The organism is Butyricimonas hominis (assembly GCF_014287455.1).
Classification (GTDB): domain Bacteria; phylum Bacteroidota; class Bacteroidia; order Bacteroidales; family Marinifilaceae; genus Butyricimonas; species Butyricimonas muris.
On sequence record NZ_JACOOH010000001.1, the window covers coordinates 163,102 to 183,815 of the forward strand.

At 43.9% G+C, this 20,714-nt stretch carries 12 protein-coding genes and 1 pseudogene; 5 read left to right on the plus strand and 8 right to left on the minus strand.

The genetic code is table 11. The features are described 5' to 3' along the window. Positions 1-153 precede the first annotated feature (153 nt). The 3 genes from H8S64_RS00625 to H8S64_RS00635 all read right to left on the minus strand — a co-directional run bounded on the left by H8S64_RS00625 (position 154) and on the right by H8S64_RS00635 (position 4,780). Positions 154-1,323, minus strand: coding sequence for a FecR family protein (locus H8S64_RS00625; protein WP_186974574.1), 1,170 nt, complete (start codon positions 1,321-1,323; stop codon positions 154-156). Between the two features lie 58 nt (positions 1,324-1,381). Continuing rightward, positions 1,382-1,939, minus strand: a complete 558-nt coding sequence (locus tag H8S64_RS00630; RefSeq protein WP_099290936.1) for an RNA polymerase sigma-70 factor — start codon at positions 1,937-1,939, stop codon at positions 1,382-1,384. Between the two features lie 123 nt (positions 1,940-2,062). Continuing rightward, positions 2,063-4,780 (minus strand): response regulator, encoded by a 2,718-nt coding sequence (locus H8S64_RS00635; RefSeq protein ID WP_186974575.1) that lies wholly within the window; start codon positions 4,778-4,780, stop codon positions 2,063-2,065. A gap of 269 nt (positions 4,781-5,049) precedes the next feature. On the opposite strand from H8S64_RS00635, the gene H8S64_RS00640 reads away from it, so the two are divergent. After that, positions 5,050-5,643 carry a MarC family protein gene (locus H8S64_RS00640; RefSeq protein WP_099290938.1) on the plus strand — a complete coding sequence of 198 codons (594 nt, stop codon included), beginning with the start codon at positions 5,050-5,052 and terminating at the stop codon, positions 5,641-5,643. A 136-nt stretch (positions 5,644-5,779) separates the two neighbouring features. Here the strand turns inward: H8S64_RS00640 and H8S64_RS00645 are convergent, their stop codons facing one another. Next, a complete protein-coding gene (locus tag H8S64_RS00645) occupies positions 5,780-6,313 on the minus strand; it encodes a methylated-DNA--[protein]-cysteine S-methyltransferase (protein ID WP_186974576.1) in 534 nt (177 codons plus the stop codon). A gap of 143 nt (positions 6,314-6,456) precedes the next feature. On the opposite strand from H8S64_RS00645, the gene H8S64_RS00650 reads away from it, so the two are divergent. Beyond that, positions 6,457-7,224 (plus strand): head GIN domain-containing protein, encoded by a 768-nt coding sequence (locus tag H8S64_RS00650; RefSeq protein ID WP_186974577.1) that lies wholly within the window; start codon positions 6,457-6,459, stop codon positions 7,222-7,224. Positions 7,225-7,327: 103 nt separating this feature from the next. On the opposite strand, the gene H8S64_RS00655 is transcribed toward H8S64_RS00650, so the two are convergent. Both H8S64_RS00655 and H8S64_RS00660 read right to left on the minus strand, forming a co-directional pair. Further along, positions 7,328-10,186, minus strand: coding sequence for a PL29 family lyase N-terminal domain-containing protein (locus tag H8S64_RS00655; protein WP_186974578.1), 2,859 nt, complete (start codon positions 10,184-10,186; stop codon positions 7,328-7,330). 657 nt (positions 10,187-10,843) lie between these two features. Further along, on the minus strand, positions 10,844-11,527 hold the full coding sequence (locus H8S64_RS00660) for a hypothetical protein (protein WP_186974579.1): 684 nt from the start codon (positions 11,525-11,527) through the stop codon (positions 10,844-10,846). 270 nt (positions 11,528-11,797) lie between these two features. On the opposite strand from H8S64_RS00660, the gene H8S64_RS00665 reads away from it, so the two are divergent. Next, positions 11,798-12,451: a hypothetical protein gene (locus H8S64_RS00665; RefSeq protein WP_227215748.1), complete on the plus strand. Its 654-nt coding sequence runs from the start codon at positions 11,798-11,800 to the stop codon at positions 12,449-12,451. On the opposite strand, the gene H8S64_RS00670 is transcribed toward H8S64_RS00665, so the two are convergent. Both H8S64_RS00670 and H8S64_RS00675 read right to left on the minus strand, forming a co-directional pair. Beyond that, on the minus strand, positions 12,448-13,659 hold the full coding sequence (locus tag H8S64_RS00670; RefSeq protein ID WP_186974580.1) for a glycosyltransferase: 1,212 nt from the start codon (positions 13,657-13,659) through the stop codon (positions 12,448-12,450). The two genes, H8S64_RS00665 and H8S64_RS00670, sit on opposite strands and share 4 nt — an antisense overlap. 14 nt (positions 13,660-13,673) lie before the next feature. After that, complete coding sequence (locus H8S64_RS00675; RefSeq protein WP_186974581.1) at positions 13,674-15,173, minus strand: oligosaccharide flippase family protein; 1,500 nt, start codon at positions 15,171-15,173, stop codon at positions 13,674-13,676. A 509-nt stretch (positions 15,174-15,682) separates the two neighbouring features. Here H8S64_RS00675 and H8S64_RS22870 point away from each other — a divergent pair. Continuing rightward, positions 15,683-15,964, plus strand: a pseudogene (locus H8S64_RS22870) (PD-(D/E)XK nuclease domain-containing protein); the annotation flags it as partial. A gap of 219 nt (positions 15,965-16,183) precedes the next feature. Beyond that, complete coding sequence (gene cas9 / locus H8S64_RS00685) at positions 16,184-20,713, plus strand: type II CRISPR RNA-guided endonuclease Cas9 (protein ID WP_186974582.1); 4,530 nt, start codon at positions 16,184-16,186, stop codon at positions 20,711-20,713. Position 20,714 lies beyond the last annotated feature (1 nt).

Consider the following 20,714-nt stretch of genomic DNA (forward strand, 5'->3'; position numbering starts at 1 on the left):
TTTTCTCGTACCACAGGGTAATCGAAAACATAATCGTTTTTTTTTCATACATTTGTCGTAATATAAATTAAACACTCAATAAACCTTCACGGTTCCAAGGCGAGGTTTATTGTTTAAATGAGAATGAAACGGAGGGTTTGCCGACCTTCCGTTTTATCTTGAAACACAAACTGTTTTCCCGTTTATAGTAAACACGACACCCGTCGCGTCCGTAATCGCGTGCAAAATCTCGTCTATCTGCTCGTAACGCTTCATATGCCCCGAGAAATGCAACCGCTTCGCGCTCTCCGATTGGAAAAACACTTCCACATCATACCATGCCGAAAGTGTTTCCATAATACTTTCCAAAGACTCCCGCTCGAAAACAAACATCCCTTTCCTCCACAACGTGTACAAATCCGTATCCACTTCCCGCACGTCTACCTTTCCCGAGCCCCGGTCATAGAAAGCCATCTCACTAGGCTTCAACACGTATTCCCGCTCGGAACCCCGCACGGTCACCCCCACCTTTCCCTCGACCAACACCGTGCGCACCCCGTTCTCGGAACTCGTGTTCACGTTAAATTCCGTCCCGTACACCCTTGCCGTCATCTCGTCCGTGACAACAAAAAACGGTCGTTCCGCGTCCTTCGCCACCTCGAAATAAGCCTCGCCTTCCAGATACACCCGCCGTTCTTCCCCCTCGAAAGCCACCGGATATTTCAATTTTGTCGCGGAATTTAAATACACCCGTGTCCCGTCAGCCAACTGCAATTTAAACTCCCCACCCTTGGGCACTCGCAATATATTCGTGTCAACCCGAGTATTCCCCACGGAATCCGAGTACACCAACTCCCCGGCTGCCTGCTTCACGACTAATTTTTCTCCCACTTGAATCATTTTCTCCTGCTTCCCCTTCAGAACCATTTTCTTCCCGTCGGCAAGTTCCAGAATCACGTCTGTCTTCCGCAACACAGGCAAAGACTTTTGCGCCACCAACGGCTGCTTCTCCTTCCGCCCGGAAGAAATTCCCCACCAAATCCCCCCGACAATCAAGGGTATCATAATAACCGCCGCGTATCTCACCCACGTGCCTATCCTCCGTCTACGACCTAATCCCTGTCCCTCGCGAAAACGCTCCCACGCCCGCTCCGTATCCACTCGTCGAAACACCCCATACTCCTCGGCAAATCGAGTGTCATTATGCAATCTCTCGAAAAGAACCCGGTGTTCCTCCCTTTCTTCCAACCAACTATCCAGCCGTATTTTCTCCCCCGGGGACAACGTCCCGGAAAAATACTTCCGAAGCAAACAACTTATTTCATTTTTATTGGCACTGCTCATGGCGTAATTTCTTATTTACACCAAATACGACCGAGGGTACAAAAAGAGGGTATCCGAATCAAATTATTTTTACCGCGTTCAATAAAAAATACAAATCACCCAATCTTTTCTTCAAATAATGCATCGCGTTTTTCTTGTACGATTTCACGGTAAGTACCGACAATTCCAGCAATCGTGCGATCTCCTCGTTTTTCTTCCCCTCCAGATGTAACTCGAAAACTGCACGGCTCCTTTCCGGCAATCCCTGCACTGCCAAATGCAATTCCCTGTACATCTCTTCCTCCACCAAATCCATCTCCTCCCATTCCTTCCCTTCCCGCAAAGCGACAGCCACGTACCGGTCTACCACCTTCTGGTGTTTCAAATAATCCAGACAACGATTCGACACGGCATTATACAAAAACGCCTTCAACCCGACAAACGAATTGAACTCCTTGTCGCCCTCCCACATACTCACGAATACTTCCTGAACGACGTCCTCCGCCACATCCTGCCGTTGCACCCGCCTCATGGCATACACTACAAGGTAATTATAAAACCGCCGGAACAACTCATGATAAGCTCTTTCCTGCTTCCCGTTTACCTGTCGTACAAAAACATCATCAACGTCAGCCATGACACTCCGGATAAATAAAACATCACTTCAACGTCACAAATATATAACCTTTTTTCTATCTTTTAGACTCCACCTTCACATTTCAGGCATATAAAACAATCATCACCAATGTTTAATTTCCCCCTACCATTTCATAGAAAAAATCTCAAGCAACTGTTTCCTTTCCAAAGGTTTCGCCAAAAAGGCGTTGCATCCGGCATCCATGGCGCTGATTCTGTCAGAATCAAACGCGTTTGCCGTGAGAGCGATGATGGGTATTTCCGCGTCAAACTCTCGTATTTTCCGAGTTGCTTCCAGTCCGCCCATGACAGGCATTTTCATATCCATAAAAATAAGGTCGAACTTCTCGTCACGACTCATCTTTACAGCCTCAACTCCATTCAGCGCACGAACAACATGATACCCCTTAAGAATCTGTCGCACCAGCAAATAATTACTATCATTATCTTCAGCTACCAAAATTTTCAGTTCCCGTGATTTATCCAAAGAAGAATGTTTTTCCGAAAATTGCGTGATAACCGGATCACCATTCTCCTCCATGGATATGGCACAAGGCACCCACGCCCAGAAAGTCGAGCCGACACCGGGAGTAGAAGAACACCCTATCTCTCCCCCCGCACCCTCGACGATAGCCTTGGAAATAGCCAGTCCCAACCCGGTCCCCTGCGCGAACTCGTTCAACTTCTGGAACCGACCGAACAATCTATCCTGCAACTCCCGGGGGACTCCGACACCGGAATCCTCGACATACACCCGGATGCCTCCCCTCTCGATAGAGTATCCCATTTTAATATATCCCGACCGCGTACATTTCACGGCATTGGAAAGGAAATTCATCCACACCTGTTTAAGCCGGTTCCTGTCCAGAAATATCCAACAGTCCGGTCCGGGCTCCAATAAAAATTCGACATCAGGATTCGTGATCTTCTGCGAAATCATCATGTACAACTCATTACACACCTTCGTCACGTTGAAATTCTCTCTCCTACGCTCAAGAACACCCGATTCAATCTTGGAGAGATCAAGAATATCATTAATCAATCGCAACAACAACTCATTATTAGACCGGATAACATTCATGTACTCCTCTTTTTCCGCCGGATCGTCACAATCCACCATCAACCCGGAAAACCCGACAATGGCATTCAACGGCGTACGTATCTCGTGACTCATATTAGCAAGAAAAGCCGATTTAAGCCGATCGGAAAGTTCGGCTTTCTCTTTCAGTTCCTTTAACTCCCGTGCCACGTTCTCCGATTTCGTGTTATTAAACTTGATTCCGGTATAACGAAGTACACGCCCTCTTTTATCCCTTTCGACCTGCACGCCGGTCACCAGCAAAGTCTGCCACTCCTTATCCCACCTCGTCTTGGAGCGGTATTTAAAAGCGAACTCTCTATCTACCCCCCGGAGCATACAATCGATATTTTCACGAACATGCTCTATATCATCCGGGTGGGTTACATTCAGATACTCCTCGGGAGTGATTGCCTTTTCCGAGAGGAAATCATTTACCGGATCGTTAAACGCCCGGAACTGCTTGCTCTCGACATCAAAATCCCAATAAGACATCCCGACAGTCTTAAAAGTAAGTTCTATCCTGTAATTCCTTCTTCTGAGTTCTTCATCCAACTGGTGAAGTTTGGAAATATTCTGTCTGAATCCCGTGAATCGCACAATATTACCCTCTTCGTCCCGTTCGAAAGGAACACCCGTAACACTGAAATATTGCCATGTTTCATCGTACTTGGTTTGCATGCGACAAGTAAAATCAATCGTAAGATCTTCTCCGGACAACATCGACTGGATAGCATCATTGAAAACAGAACAATCTTCCGGGTGGACTACCTCCATGTATTCGGAAACAGTCACAAGCTTATCACTGGCATAATCATTAATCGGGTCATTATAGGCTTCAAACTTCCGTGTCCGTATATCAAAATCCCAATGAACAATACTATTGAATTGCATCGCCAACTCCCGCTTCGCGAGCAAATCCTGTGTTCTCTTTACCATCCGCACTTTATCCGTCACATCCATTTGCGTTCCGACAATCAACCGCTTTCCGAAATGCTCCATCGACAATCGCATCCGGCTCTCGTAATAACGGTATTGTCCCTCCCGCTCATCATAGAAACGCACCGTTATCTGCCCTTGTTGAATTTCTTTATCTATCAATCGGGAAAAAAGTTGCATCAACGGGACATGATCCTGAGGATGCAATTTCACCAGTAACTCGGCAAGAGTCACACCATCTTCCACGATAGCCTTGCCATATAAAGTACCGAATACCTTCTTATCCACATCATACACCCAAGACGACATATTAGCCGTATCCATCGCCATCTCCATATCCTTCTTGCTCTCTTCCGTGTGAAACTCGGCTTCCTTCACGGCAGTAACATCATTCGTGAGTAATATATGCCCTATAATACTTCCCTTCTTGTTCCGCACCGCGACAATCCGCACCGCGTAAATCATGGTATCCCGATTTTTACTCTTGAAATAGGCATTGCTATTTATCTTGTCGAAGTCATACTCGAACTCCAGTTCAATCTCCTCTCCTCCCCGGACTTTTGCCTCCAACACTTCATCCATATAAGGACTATTGAAAAGATTAACCGTACCGACCACGGTATTCCGGTCGTCAACACCATATATACGCAAGGCACTATCATTTATAAAACGCAATATCCCCCGTGCATCATAAATCTCAACCCCCATGGGTAAATCAATACATACACTTTCCGTGAACAAAAACTGTTCATCCATTAATTCGGACACTTCCTCTTCAAAAGACAAATTACCATCCTCCCGAGAAGGCATTTCACGTTCTTTCATTATTCCTCTATTTTCGCCGGCACAACAGATGTGCTATATGTTTACACTCAAAATTCCTTCCATCCCCTTACGACAAGGGCATCTATCGTGCAAAGATAGAACAAAATAGGATAAATTCAGTCAATCACGAGTGATAATTATGAAAGATTACCTTCTCCAATTTACAAGACAATTACCCCCATACAAGATATTCCATTTTTAGCACCCGACTTTTCTATTTTTTATCCTTATCTTTGTCCCGTCAATTAAAACATATTATTCTTCGATTTATGGATTTCAGCATCAATATAAAAGAAATATTCACCGCCTTCATGGTACTCTTTGCCATTATTGATATCACGGGTTCCACCCCAATCGTCATCGGTCTTAACAGTACCGGGAAAAAAGTCAACGCAGCCCAAGCGTCAGGAATATCTCTGGTTATATTTATCGCTTTCTTTTTTGCCGGGGACGGGTTATTGAGATTATTCAACATCGACATACCTTCTTTCGCGCTGGCGGGAGCGTTGGTACTCTTCGTACTTGCCATAGAAATGACCTTCAACATCGAAATATTTCAAAACGACGGTCCGGAAGGAGCAACCACATTCATCCCCGTCGTGTTCCCGCTTATCGCCGGGGCAGGAGCCTTGGCAACCACCTTAACCCTCAAAGCCGAATGTAGCCCCTTGAGCATCATCATCGCCATCATCCTCAACATGCTCGTCGTCTACGTCGTCCTGCGCAACGTCTACCTCGTGGAGCGCGTCTTGGGCAAAAGCGGTGTCTACATCCTGCGAAAATTCTTCGGCATCATCCTGCTTGCCATGTCCGTGAAGATTTTCACCTCCAATCTTAATATTCTACTGGAATCCCTGCACTAATCAAAAACAAGAAATCCCTGTTTCCCCGAAAAAACATTATATTTAACATCTTTTAATATCAAAATCGGAGAAAAAGTGCTCCAATTTATATTTTAATAGAAAAAGGAAGCTACTAATTCCCGTGAAAACACGTCTATCACAATGCCGTTCCCTTCGACGGGACAAAAAATCTACCCGGGTCAACACCTTCCAAAGCAAGCAGATGAACTTTTTTAGCAATACCTCCCGCGTATCCGGTCAAACTGCCATTACAACCGACAACACGATGACACGGTATAATAATACTGATCGGGTTATGCCCCACGGCACCTCCCACCGCTTGAGCCGACATATTCCGCACCCCCTTTTGCCGGGCAATTTCTTCCGCGATATCCTTGTAAGTTATCACTTTACCGTAAGGAATTTCCCTTAATATTTCCCACACGGCAAGACGAAAAAGCGTGCTATCCAAATGCAAATCGGGAGTGAAACCGGGCTCCTTACCGCCGAAATAACAATCCAACCACTCTTTTGTCCGCACGAAAACAGGCAAAGACTTCTCTTCATGCTCCGCCGACAACGTATCGGCAAAGTATTTCTGACCGTCAAACCATAGTCCTGTCAGACTATCGCCATCACTGGCAATCGTTATTCCACCCGCGGGCGAAAGATATTTACAAGTGTATTGCATAGCGTTATAGATTAAAAAAACATCTGATACTTACAAAAGTAAAGATTAATTCTTAACAAACAAATTTCTAATTTTTTTTCCAATACTTATCACCCTTTGTAACTTTTCACTACCTTTAAACGTCCCATTAAAAAATAATAATCATGAAAAAAATTACATTCATCCTCTTCATGTTCTGCTTCGCCATCACCGGAGCCATCGCACAAGAACAAATCACGATTTCCCATTTCCAAGGAGAAAAAATCACCGGGATTGAAGTCCACGGGGCATTCAAAGTTACCGCCAGACAAGGCGAATCCACCGGGGCATCGGTCACCATTCCCGCCCGACTGGAAAAGCAACTAAACTTCACGCTAAAACAGGACGGGATACTACTCATTACCTTTGAAGGTAAAATCAAAGGAAAAAACAACGATAAATTCACCGCCGAAGTCAACCTGTCCGCGTTAGAAAATGTCGAATTGACCGGAGCCTCCTCCCTCACTTTAACGGGAGAAATCACCGCGAACAACTTCAAGGCGAAAATTGTCGGCGCTTCCGCCATGAAGTCAACCGACCCCATCCGCGTAAATCAAGAAGCAGAAATACACTTGGCAGGAGCGTCAAAAATATCCGGTGAACTCACCGCCCCCGTGATAGCTTTCAGAATATCGGGAGCCAGCAACCTCACCCTCGCGGGCAAAAGCACGGAAGGCAACATTGAAGTAAACGGAGCCTCTCGCGCAAACCTTGACAACTTCCGGATCGACAATGCCACCATCGAAGCCTCAGGCTCCTCCCACGTCAACATCAACGTCGTGAAAGAACTCAGCGCCAAAGCCTCCGGGGTATCCTCGATCACGTACTCCGGCAACCCGAAAATCATAAAACTCGATGCCACGGGAGTATCCAAAATAAAGAAAGACAATTAATAACACACGAAAGAAATTATACCAAAACAAGACTCCCCGCGAATCTCTTCGCGGGGAGTGAAGGTGGTCCTAGATTCGGACCTACGTTCTGGTTGCAAATTATTTAGTTCGGTTTTACAGTTACCGTTACCTCTTTCGTGATCGTCTTCCAATTATTCTCTATCGTGATCACAACAACAGCTTTCACTTCTTGGGACAAAGCAGTACTTGTATTTCTCCAAGTCAACTTGCCCTCGTTAATAGAGAATCTGTCATCTGCACCTTTCAACGAGTATGCAATAGCAGAAGCACCATACATGCCGCCATCGGGTTCAATTGCATTCTTACCGCTTTCTTCCTTCTTGATAATATTCACGATCTCTCCGGCACGGTTATCCACATTCAAAGCAAGAGTTAACAACTTATCGATATCCAACGTCACACCACCTTGATCACCGGAAGCCGTGGCATCCAACATGGTCAACTTGTCTTCCCCGCTTACCGTGAAGGATTTGATCGGGTTTTCAAAGGTCACGTCGATCTCCTTCTCATCAACAACAAGCGATTCATCCTCTGCATTCACCAGTTGAGCAACAATCTTACCGCTTACATTTCCACCGATAACGAGATTCTTCGGTGCCATTAACTTAGCTTCATTGCCTTCTACCTTTACCTTAGTTTCACCGGCTTTGTTCACGTATTTTACTTTCACGCCCAAATCAGCATTGATATTAAACAACTTGCTCAAATCGGATTTAAAATCTTCGGTAGTCTTATCAACTTTGATCGTGATAGCATCCGCTCCCTTCTGCCAGTATTCCGCCACTTTCCATGCTTCCAAGAACTTGATCTCGTGAACAGAGATCGTGAATTTAGTTTCGCTCATAACTTTAACTGTTGGACTCACCGTGTTCGTCACAGTCATCACCACATTGTAAACACCGTCCTTGGTTCCCGCATTCACTGTAATTTTCGGTGTCGCGGACAATTTATCAAATGTAGTAAAGTTAGCCGTAGCATCATTACCGTTCTTATCCGTTACCTTGAATGCCACTTCCACGTTATCAGCCGTTGTCACGTCAACGTTGAAATGCGTATTGAACTGGTTGATTGCATTTGCCTCAAGAGCAAGAGCAATTTCCCGTGCAGAGCCGTTAAAGTTATCTACAACTACATCCTTGATCAAATTCAATTGTTTGATATCCTCTACCATCTTCACTTTAATTTCTTGTGTACCGACGGTAAGGTCGCCTACTTTAGCAATCACGCTGAAAGTAGCCTCTGCACCTTGCGCTTGGAAAGTAACATCATTCACCTTAATCGTGGTTCCCTCCACCGCGAAAATATTCTTGGAAGATACACCGGGCTCCAAAGCCTCTTTCACCTCGAAAGTCGGGGCAGCAAAACCATAAGACTCGATAGTACGAAGTTCTTGTGCGGCAGCTTCTTTAATCTTAGCCTTCACGAAAATATTTTCCGCGATATTCACGCTCTTGCCCGCGACACGAATCAATTCAAACACCGGTGTCTCACCTTCCCCGACAACAACTTCTTTCCCGTTAGCCAATTTCATAAATTGCGGTGTTATTTCTTGTCCGGCAGGCTTAAATTCAGTATAATTGGAATAGATTACCTTTCCCGTGTAAAGATTCTCAACTCCGGCAGCCAACGTGTAGGCGTCTTCCGATGTTAAATCCACATTTTCAAATTTGAAATCGGCATACACCAATCCATCCTCTTCGTTTTGTTTCGCATTCAATAACGAGAATACCGGTCCGGCACTTCTTGAAAGTTTGAATTGATCCATCACTTCCAGCATCTTGAAATCCGTTCCCAATGTAGCTCCTTCCGGGTTCACGCGGAAGCGCAATTGACTGGCTGTCGCGTACAAGGGTTCATCATCTTCATCTGCACCCGCTAATTTATAAACCTTTAGATCACCACCCTCGGTCATCGGTACTAAAGTCACCGAAGTTACCTGTATCTTGTTAATATGAAGCGGGATAACAACATCCTCGTAAACAATGCCGTTGACATCCACCTTGATACCATTCGTTTCCTCATCATAAGCCGGTATATGGATTGTCATCGTTCCATTTTCCACATCTTTCTTCATGTAAACACCGGGAACCAAAGCTTCGGTCTTTTTACCGTTCACGTACAAGTACCCGTCGCTACCTACCTTAAATTCATTCGGCACGACACTTCCGATAGCACCTTGCGTGAAATCTTCATTCGGGTTCAAATACAACACACCATCCTTGATCTCGAAATTCAATGCAGGTACCTCCCCGGTTACTTTCGTGCCCGTGCTGGTCCACGTATTGCCGTCTTTCGTGTATTCCAACTCTCCGTTCACGGAATTTACCCGGAATTGTAGAGGAGTCAAGTCAGCATCATCGCCTTTCTCGCCCTTGAGTTCCTTCTCGATCGTCTGGTCACCAATCTTGATCACCAACTTCGTACCCTCAAATTTAATTTCAGGAGTCAAACCGTCCGTTCCGGAAACTTTTCCCATGTCTTTCTCGTTGACAATCAAATGTCCCTCTTCAACACGGAAAGTAAAGTCATCCACTGAAAGTACCTTGTCCCAAACCACCTTCGAGGTTCCGTCTGCATAACTTGCCACCAATTTACCATCCTGAATCTCAAATGTCGGAACAGGAGCAGCCGCTCCATCGTTTCCATCATTGCCATCTTTCCCGTTCGTGATAGGATAAGATTTGCCATTAGACAATTTTACAACGATGCCATTACTCGTTTCTTGCACATCGACCAGTATCGCTCCGGCATCAACCGCACTTTGAATATCTGCAATCGCTTTTTTGTTCGCCTCGATGGCTTCCTTGTTTTCAGTAATTTGTTTTTGCAAATCATCAATATCGTCATCGTAATCTTTACAACCAACGAATGAAGGACTCGCTAATCCCAAAATCAACATTCCGAAGAGTGCCTTTTTTACATAATTCCATTTTCTATTCATACGTATAAAATTAAAATTGGTAATTAAAAATCTCATTTCTATATCATCTAAATACTTTAATTACTATTATCGAATTTGTTCGTGTTTTAACAAATCTGTCATATCAATAATCATTCGTTTTAAAACACATGTAAACAAATGACAATCAATGCGATACACATGCAAAAGAAGGCACATTCAAATACACTACATGCCTGATAAAAAGGATATTAGCAGAAATAGATTTACAATTATCCATCATAAATAATCATTAATAGAAGAGTTTTACCTGGTTTAGGCAGAAAATAACCCACAATTTCTTTCAGTGGAAAATTTCATTAACCGGGTAAAATATATCTGTAAAAACAAACAAGAAAAGATTAATCACGATTTTAAAGACATCTTCTATTGCTTTAAAATAAAGTCATTGTGTCGATTTTTATCACAAATGCAAATATATTTTGCTAAAATATGAAATTTTCTTTGTTGATATTTTCATATTTAATAAATAATCGTACATTTGCAGTCAATAAACGAACATTTATTGATATTTTTTCATTAAAAAATATGCGTATTAATTTTAGCAATCAATAGTTAAGAAAACCCTAGACGCTTAGTTCCCCAAACGGTTCTCCTATAACTTTCATTCGCCAGATAAAACTTTTTTATTAGTCAACATTACTCCGGGTGACACACGCACACCGAATCGGAAACATCCTTCCCGTCGGCACCCGCCGCAAACACGTAAACGACAAGCTCGTCTGCCTCGACATTTCTCGGGAAATCCACGCTCGTGCCGATAGCCTCTCCCCGTGTACCCAATTCCACCACGCGGCAACGCTTGTTCCGTACACCAGCCACCACGCCATAAATTTTATCATCCAAGAAACAATCGATCAATTCGAGTTGCTCCCCCGGGGAGGTGAAATGCACCTTCCGGTTCTCCGCGTCCACCTCGGCACTAACCGATGGCGGTACCAACTGCCCGGCTGCTACCCGCAATTTCCGGTAATCGATCTCGCCACGGAACTCCCGTCCGGCTTTCTTGCGCACACTGATCGGTTTCTCCGGGTCAACCCTCTCCACTTCCACGGCATTCGTCACGTTCGCGCTCACGAACCCGTTGAACCCCTCCGGATAGCCGTTTCCCCCGGGAAATCCTAACCGAATGGCGACCATCAACCATCGTTTTCTTTCTGTCGTCGTGGCGAAGGCTATCGACTGCCGTTTCTGCACCTCCCCGTTCGGCTTACGCTTCAACCCCGCACTCTTGCAATAGTTCTTCCCGTTCTTCCGCACGTAGCCAATCACGTTCCCGTATTTCCCCCGTATTTTTCCTACCGGATTCACAAATTCTGCCATACTCTTTCTGTTTTAAAATTTCTCTCTGCAAATATAACCATTTTATTCTAAAACCATGCTATTATTAGGCAATTACACATATTAATCCGGCTTTAATTCCGGAACAATTCCGTATGAATTCCGTCATGAACGCTATACGAACCCTATATGAACGCTATACGAACCCTATTTATAATAGCGTTCATAAAGGAAAACTATTGCATAACTAAAATATTTTAAGTACTATTGTACCGGAATTGATACGGAATTAATACTTAAATCATATAGGCTATGGATAGAAACTCATCTTTACTAGCGGCTTTACTAGCTAACGGACCTCTAAAAATGGACGGCGTCACGTATTACCTGTACGGGGGAACCATACGGAAATGCAAATCCAAACGAGGCCCCAAGAAATCCAGAACAGAAGGAGAAGAGAAATCTTCCAGCCAATTCACCGAGGTTCGGAAGATGTGGCGAATATACCGCCGTGCTACCGGGGGGTTGCCAATATGGCGCACGTGGGCAAGGGCAACGGGGATATCCAAAAGCGACTCGGCATTCCACTCCGTGAACGGCGGATGCCTCCGCCCGGGCAAAGGCGTGTGGGCGTTCCCGACATTCCGTTTCTCCATGGGAACCTTGGAAGCCCCGGTGATTACCGATGTAGCACGAGATGGCTGGAGCGTTACTCTCCGCTGGGAAAATGACGCCGACCGACCGAAAGCAAGCGCCTCGGATCAAGTGTACCTCGGGTACTTCTACAACACGCAACCCCGTTCCCCGCAAATGATTACCTGCCACAACGCGCACCGCGGTGACGGGGAGGTAACCATGGAAATCCCCGCGGCAGGACAACCGGACGGAACGCCACTGCATCTATATTTGTTCTTCGGCAACGAGAACCCGGATCGCTTTTCACCGAGCGAATACGCGGGCATCTAGCTGTTTTTGCCCCGGTAATTTGCAGACAGGTAATCGAGAAGAATTTGGACTTGGTTGCGACGCGAGTATTGTTTTATCTTGTCCCAATCTCGCGGAAGCACCTCCTTATTCTTCCATATCTGATAACATTTCATGATCATATTTTTAATTCCCTCTTTATCGGCGTCGTCAACGATAAACCCGGCTTTTGTTTCGGCAAGTAGCGGGGCAACCACATCGTTAGGGTCGTACAAAGCTAAAATAGGTTTATTCGTGGCAAGATAATCGAACAATTTACCGGAATACACTCCTTTCCGCCCGGAGCTATGCACCATCACGAGAGTATCAACCTCGGTCGTGGATATCCTGATCGCTTCTTCATGAGGCACAGCCTTACATTGAATCACGTTCGACGATATCCTGCCGGGTACATCAACATGCCTGTGATTTCCAACTATTTTAATCCGACTGTTTTCGGGTAGTCTTCCCTCCTCGATTAATTCGGAAAAGGCGTTAAACAGATTATCCGGAATAGCCATTCCATAAAACCTACCTATATAGCCCATCGTGAATTGGGATTGAAAATTCACTTCATGACACTCCTCGTAATCATATCCGTTTCTCACTTCCAAAAACCGCTCGTGTGAACACATCGTCTTAAAATCATCAATAAGGGGCTTCGACACGGACAATACCAAATCTGCCTTCTCGAGTATTTTACGTTCATAAAACGAGAGCCGTTTCGCGTATATTTTGGAATAGACAGGATGTTTTGACATTTCGTCACGCATGTCAGCAACCCAAAAGAATTTGTATCCTCTCTTTAACAATTTCATCACGAGTGCGTGAGGAGTCAAAGGTCCGAAAGAACTCAATACCACATCGAAATCATTCCTTTGAAATAATTCTTCTATTTTTTTATAGGCCTTGGCACGCCAAATACAGGGTCCCTTCAAAAATATTCTTGCTTCTAAAGCCCTAACCACTCGTCTTGGAGTCCATTTTTTATTTAACTGTATTTGTTTAAACAAATACGCCGGAGTCATCATCGGATCTTTAATATAGTAAACTTCACAGCCATTCCACAAGGCGGTTTCATCACATTCTCCCTCGGTCACGACCGTTACCGAATGCCCCGCTTCATGAAAATATTTAGCGAACGAGTTAATTCGAAAAGAGGCAATTCGATTGTAAGGATAAAAATGCTTTGTGATAATTAGAATATTCATAGTCAATTTCATTTTCATGGATTCGTTCGCGGGGATGACACCAACGGTTTCAACAGCCTCACGTAATTAATCCCCGCGATATATGAAAGAGGCAGATAGACAACAACCGATATCAAAAATCCCGAGAGAAGAACCGGAAAATCACGGGTAACTCCCGTTAAATTTACCGCACAACTCCCTAAAAAACACGAGAAGACAGACACGAATAGAATTTTGGACATGGATTTCCATGGCATCAATCCCGAAAGCCCGGTGTTCAGGAGCCGTGCCGTACTTACCATTAAAACCACAAGACAAAAGACCGTGGTTGCCGTTGCAATGATAGCAATCGCAGACAAAGACGGGAAAAAGGTAACGCAAAGGAAATCAAGCCAGAGCAATAGTACCGCCGTGACCAAGTGGGCGTTGGCAAATATCTTGCCTTTGCCTAACGCGAACATTATCGGTCCGTACGGCACGATACGCACCAAATTTACTATCGTGACAATCCGGAATAAACCGGCGACTTCACGATAAGCGGTCCCGTATAACACCCCCATTATTTCCGGGGCAAAAATGCAACAATAGACGGTAAACGGATATATTACCGACGCAGACTTAAGCACCACGTTTTTCCAAAGTACCAGATATTGCCCGCTACCGGAACCGTCCTTTGTCATCCGGGAAAATTCCGGTAATAAAATACCGGAAACGGCACCAATCATTATCCCCGCTACCGGAAGTTCCTTGTAACCGTTCGCGAACATAGCGAATTCTTCCACCCCAAAGTAGCGGCTCACGAAAAATTGGCTCGCGGAACCAATGACAAATCCATACAAGCTCGAAGAAAACACCGGCATCGAGAAGCGCAATATATCCGCGATAGTCAAATCCGTTCTTCCCCGTGTTACATTCTTAAAGGGCAATGACAAGAGTCGCATACCAACGAGAAAGGAGCCAAAAGAAGCGAGCACCAACCCGATAACTGCCCCGGGAACCCCGGTATTGAAAACAATCACGGGTATCACGGAACAAAGTACGCTGAAAGCGCGACTCAACAGCACGTACACCAGCACAACACGTGCCCTCCCGTACACGGTCAATACGCGCTCGACGCCCAATACCTGCATCAATAGCAAGGGAGTTATGGCAAAATATTTCAAATTATCGGTTAGCAACGGGTTGCCAAGTAATTCGGCTATCCGTGATGCCCCCGTGAACAAGGTGACTGAAAAGACGGAAGAAAGTCCCCAGAATAACACGCCGAGTTTGCGAATCACCGCCTGCCCTTCTTCTACCGGGACACGTGCAAGAAAGTAAGAATACGCACCGGGAAGCCCGAAGGAAAAGATCATCAACAAAGTCGAGTAAATATAAACCACCTGACGATACGTGCCATACTCGACAGCAGTCATATATCGGCTAAGGATAGCCGATATGACCAATGTCATGCATAATGACAAGGCATTAGCCAGCGCCAACCATAACGCTTGCGCCGTTCTACTGTTATCCGCCACGAAACTCCTACACATCATGTTTCAATTCACGAGCATGTATACAGTTATAAACTACAGTATCTAAATGTTTTACAATATCCCTTCACATACAATCAACATAAAGTTGCATGGTTGAAGAACAAACATACAAACGTAATAAATTATCCGAGATATGCAAAAAATATGAAGTTGCATGGTTGAATAATAAATATATAACGTAACAAATTATCCGAGATATACAAAAACATGGCGCATGTACCGACATTTTAGGTATCTTTGTCTTATTGTCACAAAAAAATAAACGGATTTCCAAGGAGAAAAGGAGTTGTTCGAGGGACTGGCGATAGAGGCGTTGGAAAAGGATTGGGTGCGCAGACCGGTGTTACATCTCGATCTGAATATCGGGAAATAAGATTCTCCGGACAGCTTGGATAAAATCTTGAACGAGGCTCTGATGAAATGGAAAATAATCTACGGTACCGAAGTTGGGGAAAGTACTCTCGCCTTGCGCTTCAAGGGAGTCGTGGAGCGCGCGTGCATGCAATCTGGAGAACGTGTTGTTCATCGTTTTCAAACTGGTGGGATTCTACACGAAAACGGAATACCGTACCTCCGAGGGACGAGTGGATTTAGTGGTAAAAGCAGCAGATTATATCTACGTGATGGAATTTAAATTGAACGGTACGGCGGAAGAAGCACTACAACAAATCGACGACAAACGTTACGCCCTGCCTTTTGAAACGGACAGCCGTAAATTGTTCAAAATCGGGGTGAATTTCAGTGCCAAAACCCGGAATATCGAAAAGTGGATCGTGATTCCGGCGAAATAGTATCCGGAGCACTTTTTCACCGGGCAAATACGCGGGAGTATAAAAAAGAGAAAGGACAAGAAAATTATTCTTATCCCTGCCCTAAATGTTTTCACAACGGAATAATCCTTATTGTGATTTGCTTAAATTAGTATCGCAAACATAGAAAAAAATAAACGAAATACCATAGGATTTTTAAAGAAATATTTATAGTTTTGAAGAAATTCAAACAGTATGGTCATGGGGGAAAAAATTTTAGGACTGGATTTAGGAACTAACAGTATCGGCTGGGCTCTAATAAACGGTAATATTGATAACGAGGACAAAATACAATTAAAGGAAATAGAAGCCGCCGGCAGTCGCATTATTCCGATGGATGCCGCCATATTGGGGGACTTCAATAAAGGAAATTCAACATCACAAACCGCTGAACGTACCCGCTATAGAGGCGTACGCCGTTTACGAGAGAGGCATTTATTAAGACGTGAACGTTTACACCGTGTTTTAGATTTACTGGGATTTTTACCTGAACATTACACGAATCATTTGGATCGTCACGGGAAATTCTCAACAGGCATTGAATGTAAACTTCCGTGGAAACCGGATGAAAACGGAATACATGAATTTATTTTCAAAGATTCTTTCAATGAAATGTTATTTGATTTTGCCACCCATGCACCTGAATTAGTCGCGGGCAATAAAAAAGTTCCTTATGATTGGACGCTATACTATTTGCGCAAAAAGGCTCTAACACAAAAAATCAAGAAAGAGGAACTGGCATGGATACTACTAAATTTTAACCAAAAACGAGGCTACTATCAACTCCGGGGAGAAGAAGAAAAAGAAAATTCCTCTAAACTGGAAGAATTTTACGCGCTTAAAGTCGTAAAAGTAGAAGACAGCGGAGAAAAAAAAGGAAAAGACTCGTGGTATAACATTCATCTGGAGAATGGCATGATATATCGCCGGACAAGTGCCACTCCTTTAGAGTGGGAAGGCAAAATAAAAGAATTCATCGTAACAACAGATATAGACGCGGAGGGAAACCCTAAAAAAGACAAAGAAGGGAATATAAAAAGATCTTTTAGAGCACCGAAAGAAGAGGATTGGACGCTTTCAAAAAAAAGAACCGAGGCTGATATCGAGAAGAGTGGTGAAACCGTGGGCAGATATATTTACGATACCTTGTTACAGAATCCTTCTCAAAAAATACGCGGGAAACTGATACACACGATCGAGCGTAAATATTACAAGGATGAACTTCAACAGATACTGAAGGCACAAATCAAATTTCACCCGGAATTACAGGACAAAGAATTATATACTACCTGTATTCAAGAACTTTATCCCAACAACGAGGCACATCGCAATAATATTGCCGCAAGAGATTTTATTCACCTTTTCATGAATGACATTATCTTTTATCAACGCCCGTTGAAAAGTAAAAAGTCGCTCATTGAAAATTGCCCGTACGAGCAGAATACTTTCGTTGACACGGAAACAGGAGAAATCAAGACCTCCCCGATCAAATGTATCGCCAAATCCCACCCGTTATTCCAAGAATTTCGCCTGTGGCAATTTATCTCCAACATCCGTATTTACCAGAAAGAAGGCGAAAATGCAGGGGTTGATATAGATGTCACCCGACAATTATTGCCCACAGAAGAAGATTACGCCGAATTGTTCTCGTGGTTAAATGACAAAAAAGAGATCGACCAAAAGAATTTTTTGAAATATCCGGCATTTCACTTGAAAAACAAAGCCGCCAATTACAGATGGAATTATGTCGAAGAAAAAACTTATCCTTGCAATGAAACCCATGCCCAAATCTTGGCTTATCTCGGGAAAGCACACGTAGCTCCCACCTTCCTCACGAGGGAAAAAGAAGAAGCCTTGTGGCATATTTTATACTCGGTGGAGGATAAACAAGAAATTGAAAAAGCTCTTCGGTCGTTTGCCCGTAAAAATAATTTGAATGCCGAATTCGCGGACGTATTTAAAAAGTTCCCTCCTTTCAAAAAAGAATACGGAGCCTATTCAGCCAAAGCTATCAAGAAATTACTTCCCTTGATGCGAAGCGGAAAGTACTGGAACGAAACTGCTATTGATGCCCAAACCAAGACTCGAATTGACAAAATAATTGCCGGAGAGTACGACGACAATATACGAAACCGGGTTCGGGAGAAAGCGATTAACCTAACCTCCATCAATGACTTCCATTCGTTGCCCACGTGGCTGGCGTGTTATATCGTTTACGATCGTCACTCGGAAATGAAAGATATCACCCGGTGGAAGACTCCCGCGGATATAGACGATTACTTGCAATCATTCAAGCAACATTCATTGCGTAATCCGATCGTGGAACAAGTGATCACGGAGACATTACGCACGGTTCGAGATATTTGGAAACAAGCAGGTCGGATTGATGAAATTCACGTCGAGCTTGGACGAGAGATGAAGAATCCGTCCGGCAAGCGTGCCGACATAACACGACAGATTTTGGAAAATGAAAACACGAACTTACGCGTCAAAATGTTGTTGACGGAATTTATAAATCCGGAATTCGAGATTGAAAATGTTCGTCCTTATTCTCCAAGCCAACAAGATATTTTGCGTATTTACGAGGATACCGTGTTAAATAGTACTCCCGAATTACCGGAAGATATTTCTTCCATATTGGACAAATTCAAACAAGGTGACACGAAAAGGTACCCCTCCCGTTCTGAAATCTTACGTTACAAGCTGTGGTTGGAACAAAAATATGTATCCCCGTATACAGGTGAGGTAATACCACTTGGCAAATTGTTCACTCCCGCTTATGAAATAGAACATATCATCCCGCAAGCACGTTATTTTGATGATTCGTTCAGCAACAAGGTGATTTGTGAAGCGGAAGTGAATAAATTAAAAAGTAATTGCTTGGGGTACGAGTTTATCAAAAAACATCCCGGGGAAAAGGTGTACCTCGGTTCCGGGAAAACGGTTGAAATTTTCTCCGTTGAAGCCTACGAGCGTTTCGCGCGTGAACACTATTCGCGTAACCGTGGTAAAATGAAGAAACTGCTCATGGAGGATATTCCCGAGCAATTCATTGCCCGCCAATTGAATGACAGCCGCTATATCAGTAAAGTAGTAACATCTTTGCTCTCGAATATCGTGCGGGAAGAAGGAGAAGAAGAGGCTCTTTCCAAAAATGTCATCGTGTGCACGGGTGGCGTTACCGATCGGCTGAAGAAGGATTGGGGGGTTAATGATGTTTGGAACAAAATTATTCTACCCCGTTTTGTTCGGTTGAATGAAATAACGGGGTGCTCTCGATTTACATCCGTGAGCGCGAACGGACATATTATTCCTTCAATCCCCCTCGAATTGCAGAAAGGTTTCAATAAAAAGCGTATCGACCATCGCCACCACGCTATGGATGCTATCGTCATCGCGTGCGCGAATCGTAATATCGTGAATTACCTGAATAACCAGTCGGCAAGCAACAAAGCAAAGGTTGCCCGCCATGACTTGCAATCGTTACTCTGTACCAAATATAAAACTGACGATAAAGGTAATTATAAATGGATTCTCAACAAGCCTTGGGAAACATTCACGCGAGATATGCAGACGGCATTGCAAAACATCATTGTCAGTTTCAAGCAGAATCTGCGTGTCATAAATAAAACGACAAATCACTACCTGCATTACGAAAACGGGAAAAAAGTATCTACCAGTCAGACGAAGGGAACAAGTTGGGCTATCCGCAAACCGATGCATAAAGAAACCGTCTTCGGAGAAGTGAATCTGCGCAAAATAAAAACGGTTTCACTGAAGGAGGCTATCAAGCAACCACAAACGATCGTGGAAAAAGACTTAAAAAAGAAATTAATAGCCATGCTCGAACTAGGTTATGATAGCGGGAAGATAAAGAAGTATTTTGAAGACAATCGTGATGTCTGGCAAGACATTAATCTTTCAAAGATTGAAGTTTATTATTTCACGCGAGAAACAAAGGACAGGTATTTTGCCACTCGCAAACCATTGGATACGACATTTACCCGAAAGAAAATAATAGAAGAAATAACGGATACAGGTATTCAGAAAATCCTGCTCCGCCATTTAGAGGAAAATAATGATGATCCCAATTTAGCGTTTTCGCCCGACGGGATTGGTGCCATGAATCGGGATATAAAGCGACTTAACGACGGGACGCACCATCAACCTATTTATAAAGTAAGATGGTACGAGAAAGCTGATAAATTTGCCGTCGGACAATCGGGAAATAAAAGTTCAAAATTCGTGGAAGCCGCTAAAGGTACCAATCTATTCTTCGCGATCTATGAAACGGAAAGTGTTGATCCAGAAACCGGCACGTTTGCACGCAAAAGAACGTACGCAACAATCCCGTTAAATACGGTTATTGACCGGCAAAAGAAAGGATTGTCGCCCGCTCCCGAGGACGCAAATGGGGATAGCCCGAAATATATTCTTTCGCCCAATGATTTGATATATTTACCCACGGCGAAGGAGGTGAGTGATGGAGAGATTCATTTCCCGATAGATCGGGAGCGGGTGTATAAAACGGTGTCAGCCACCGGTAACCGATGTTTCTTTATCAAAGCGGAAGTTGCAAAAAGCATTGTAGATAAAATGGAATTTTCTTCTATGAATAAAATGGAACGAGCAATCACTCGAGAAGAGGAAATGATAAAAGAAACCTGTCTTCCCCTCAAAATAGATCGTCTGGGAAATATTATAAAAATAGGAGACTTTAAACCGGAATAGC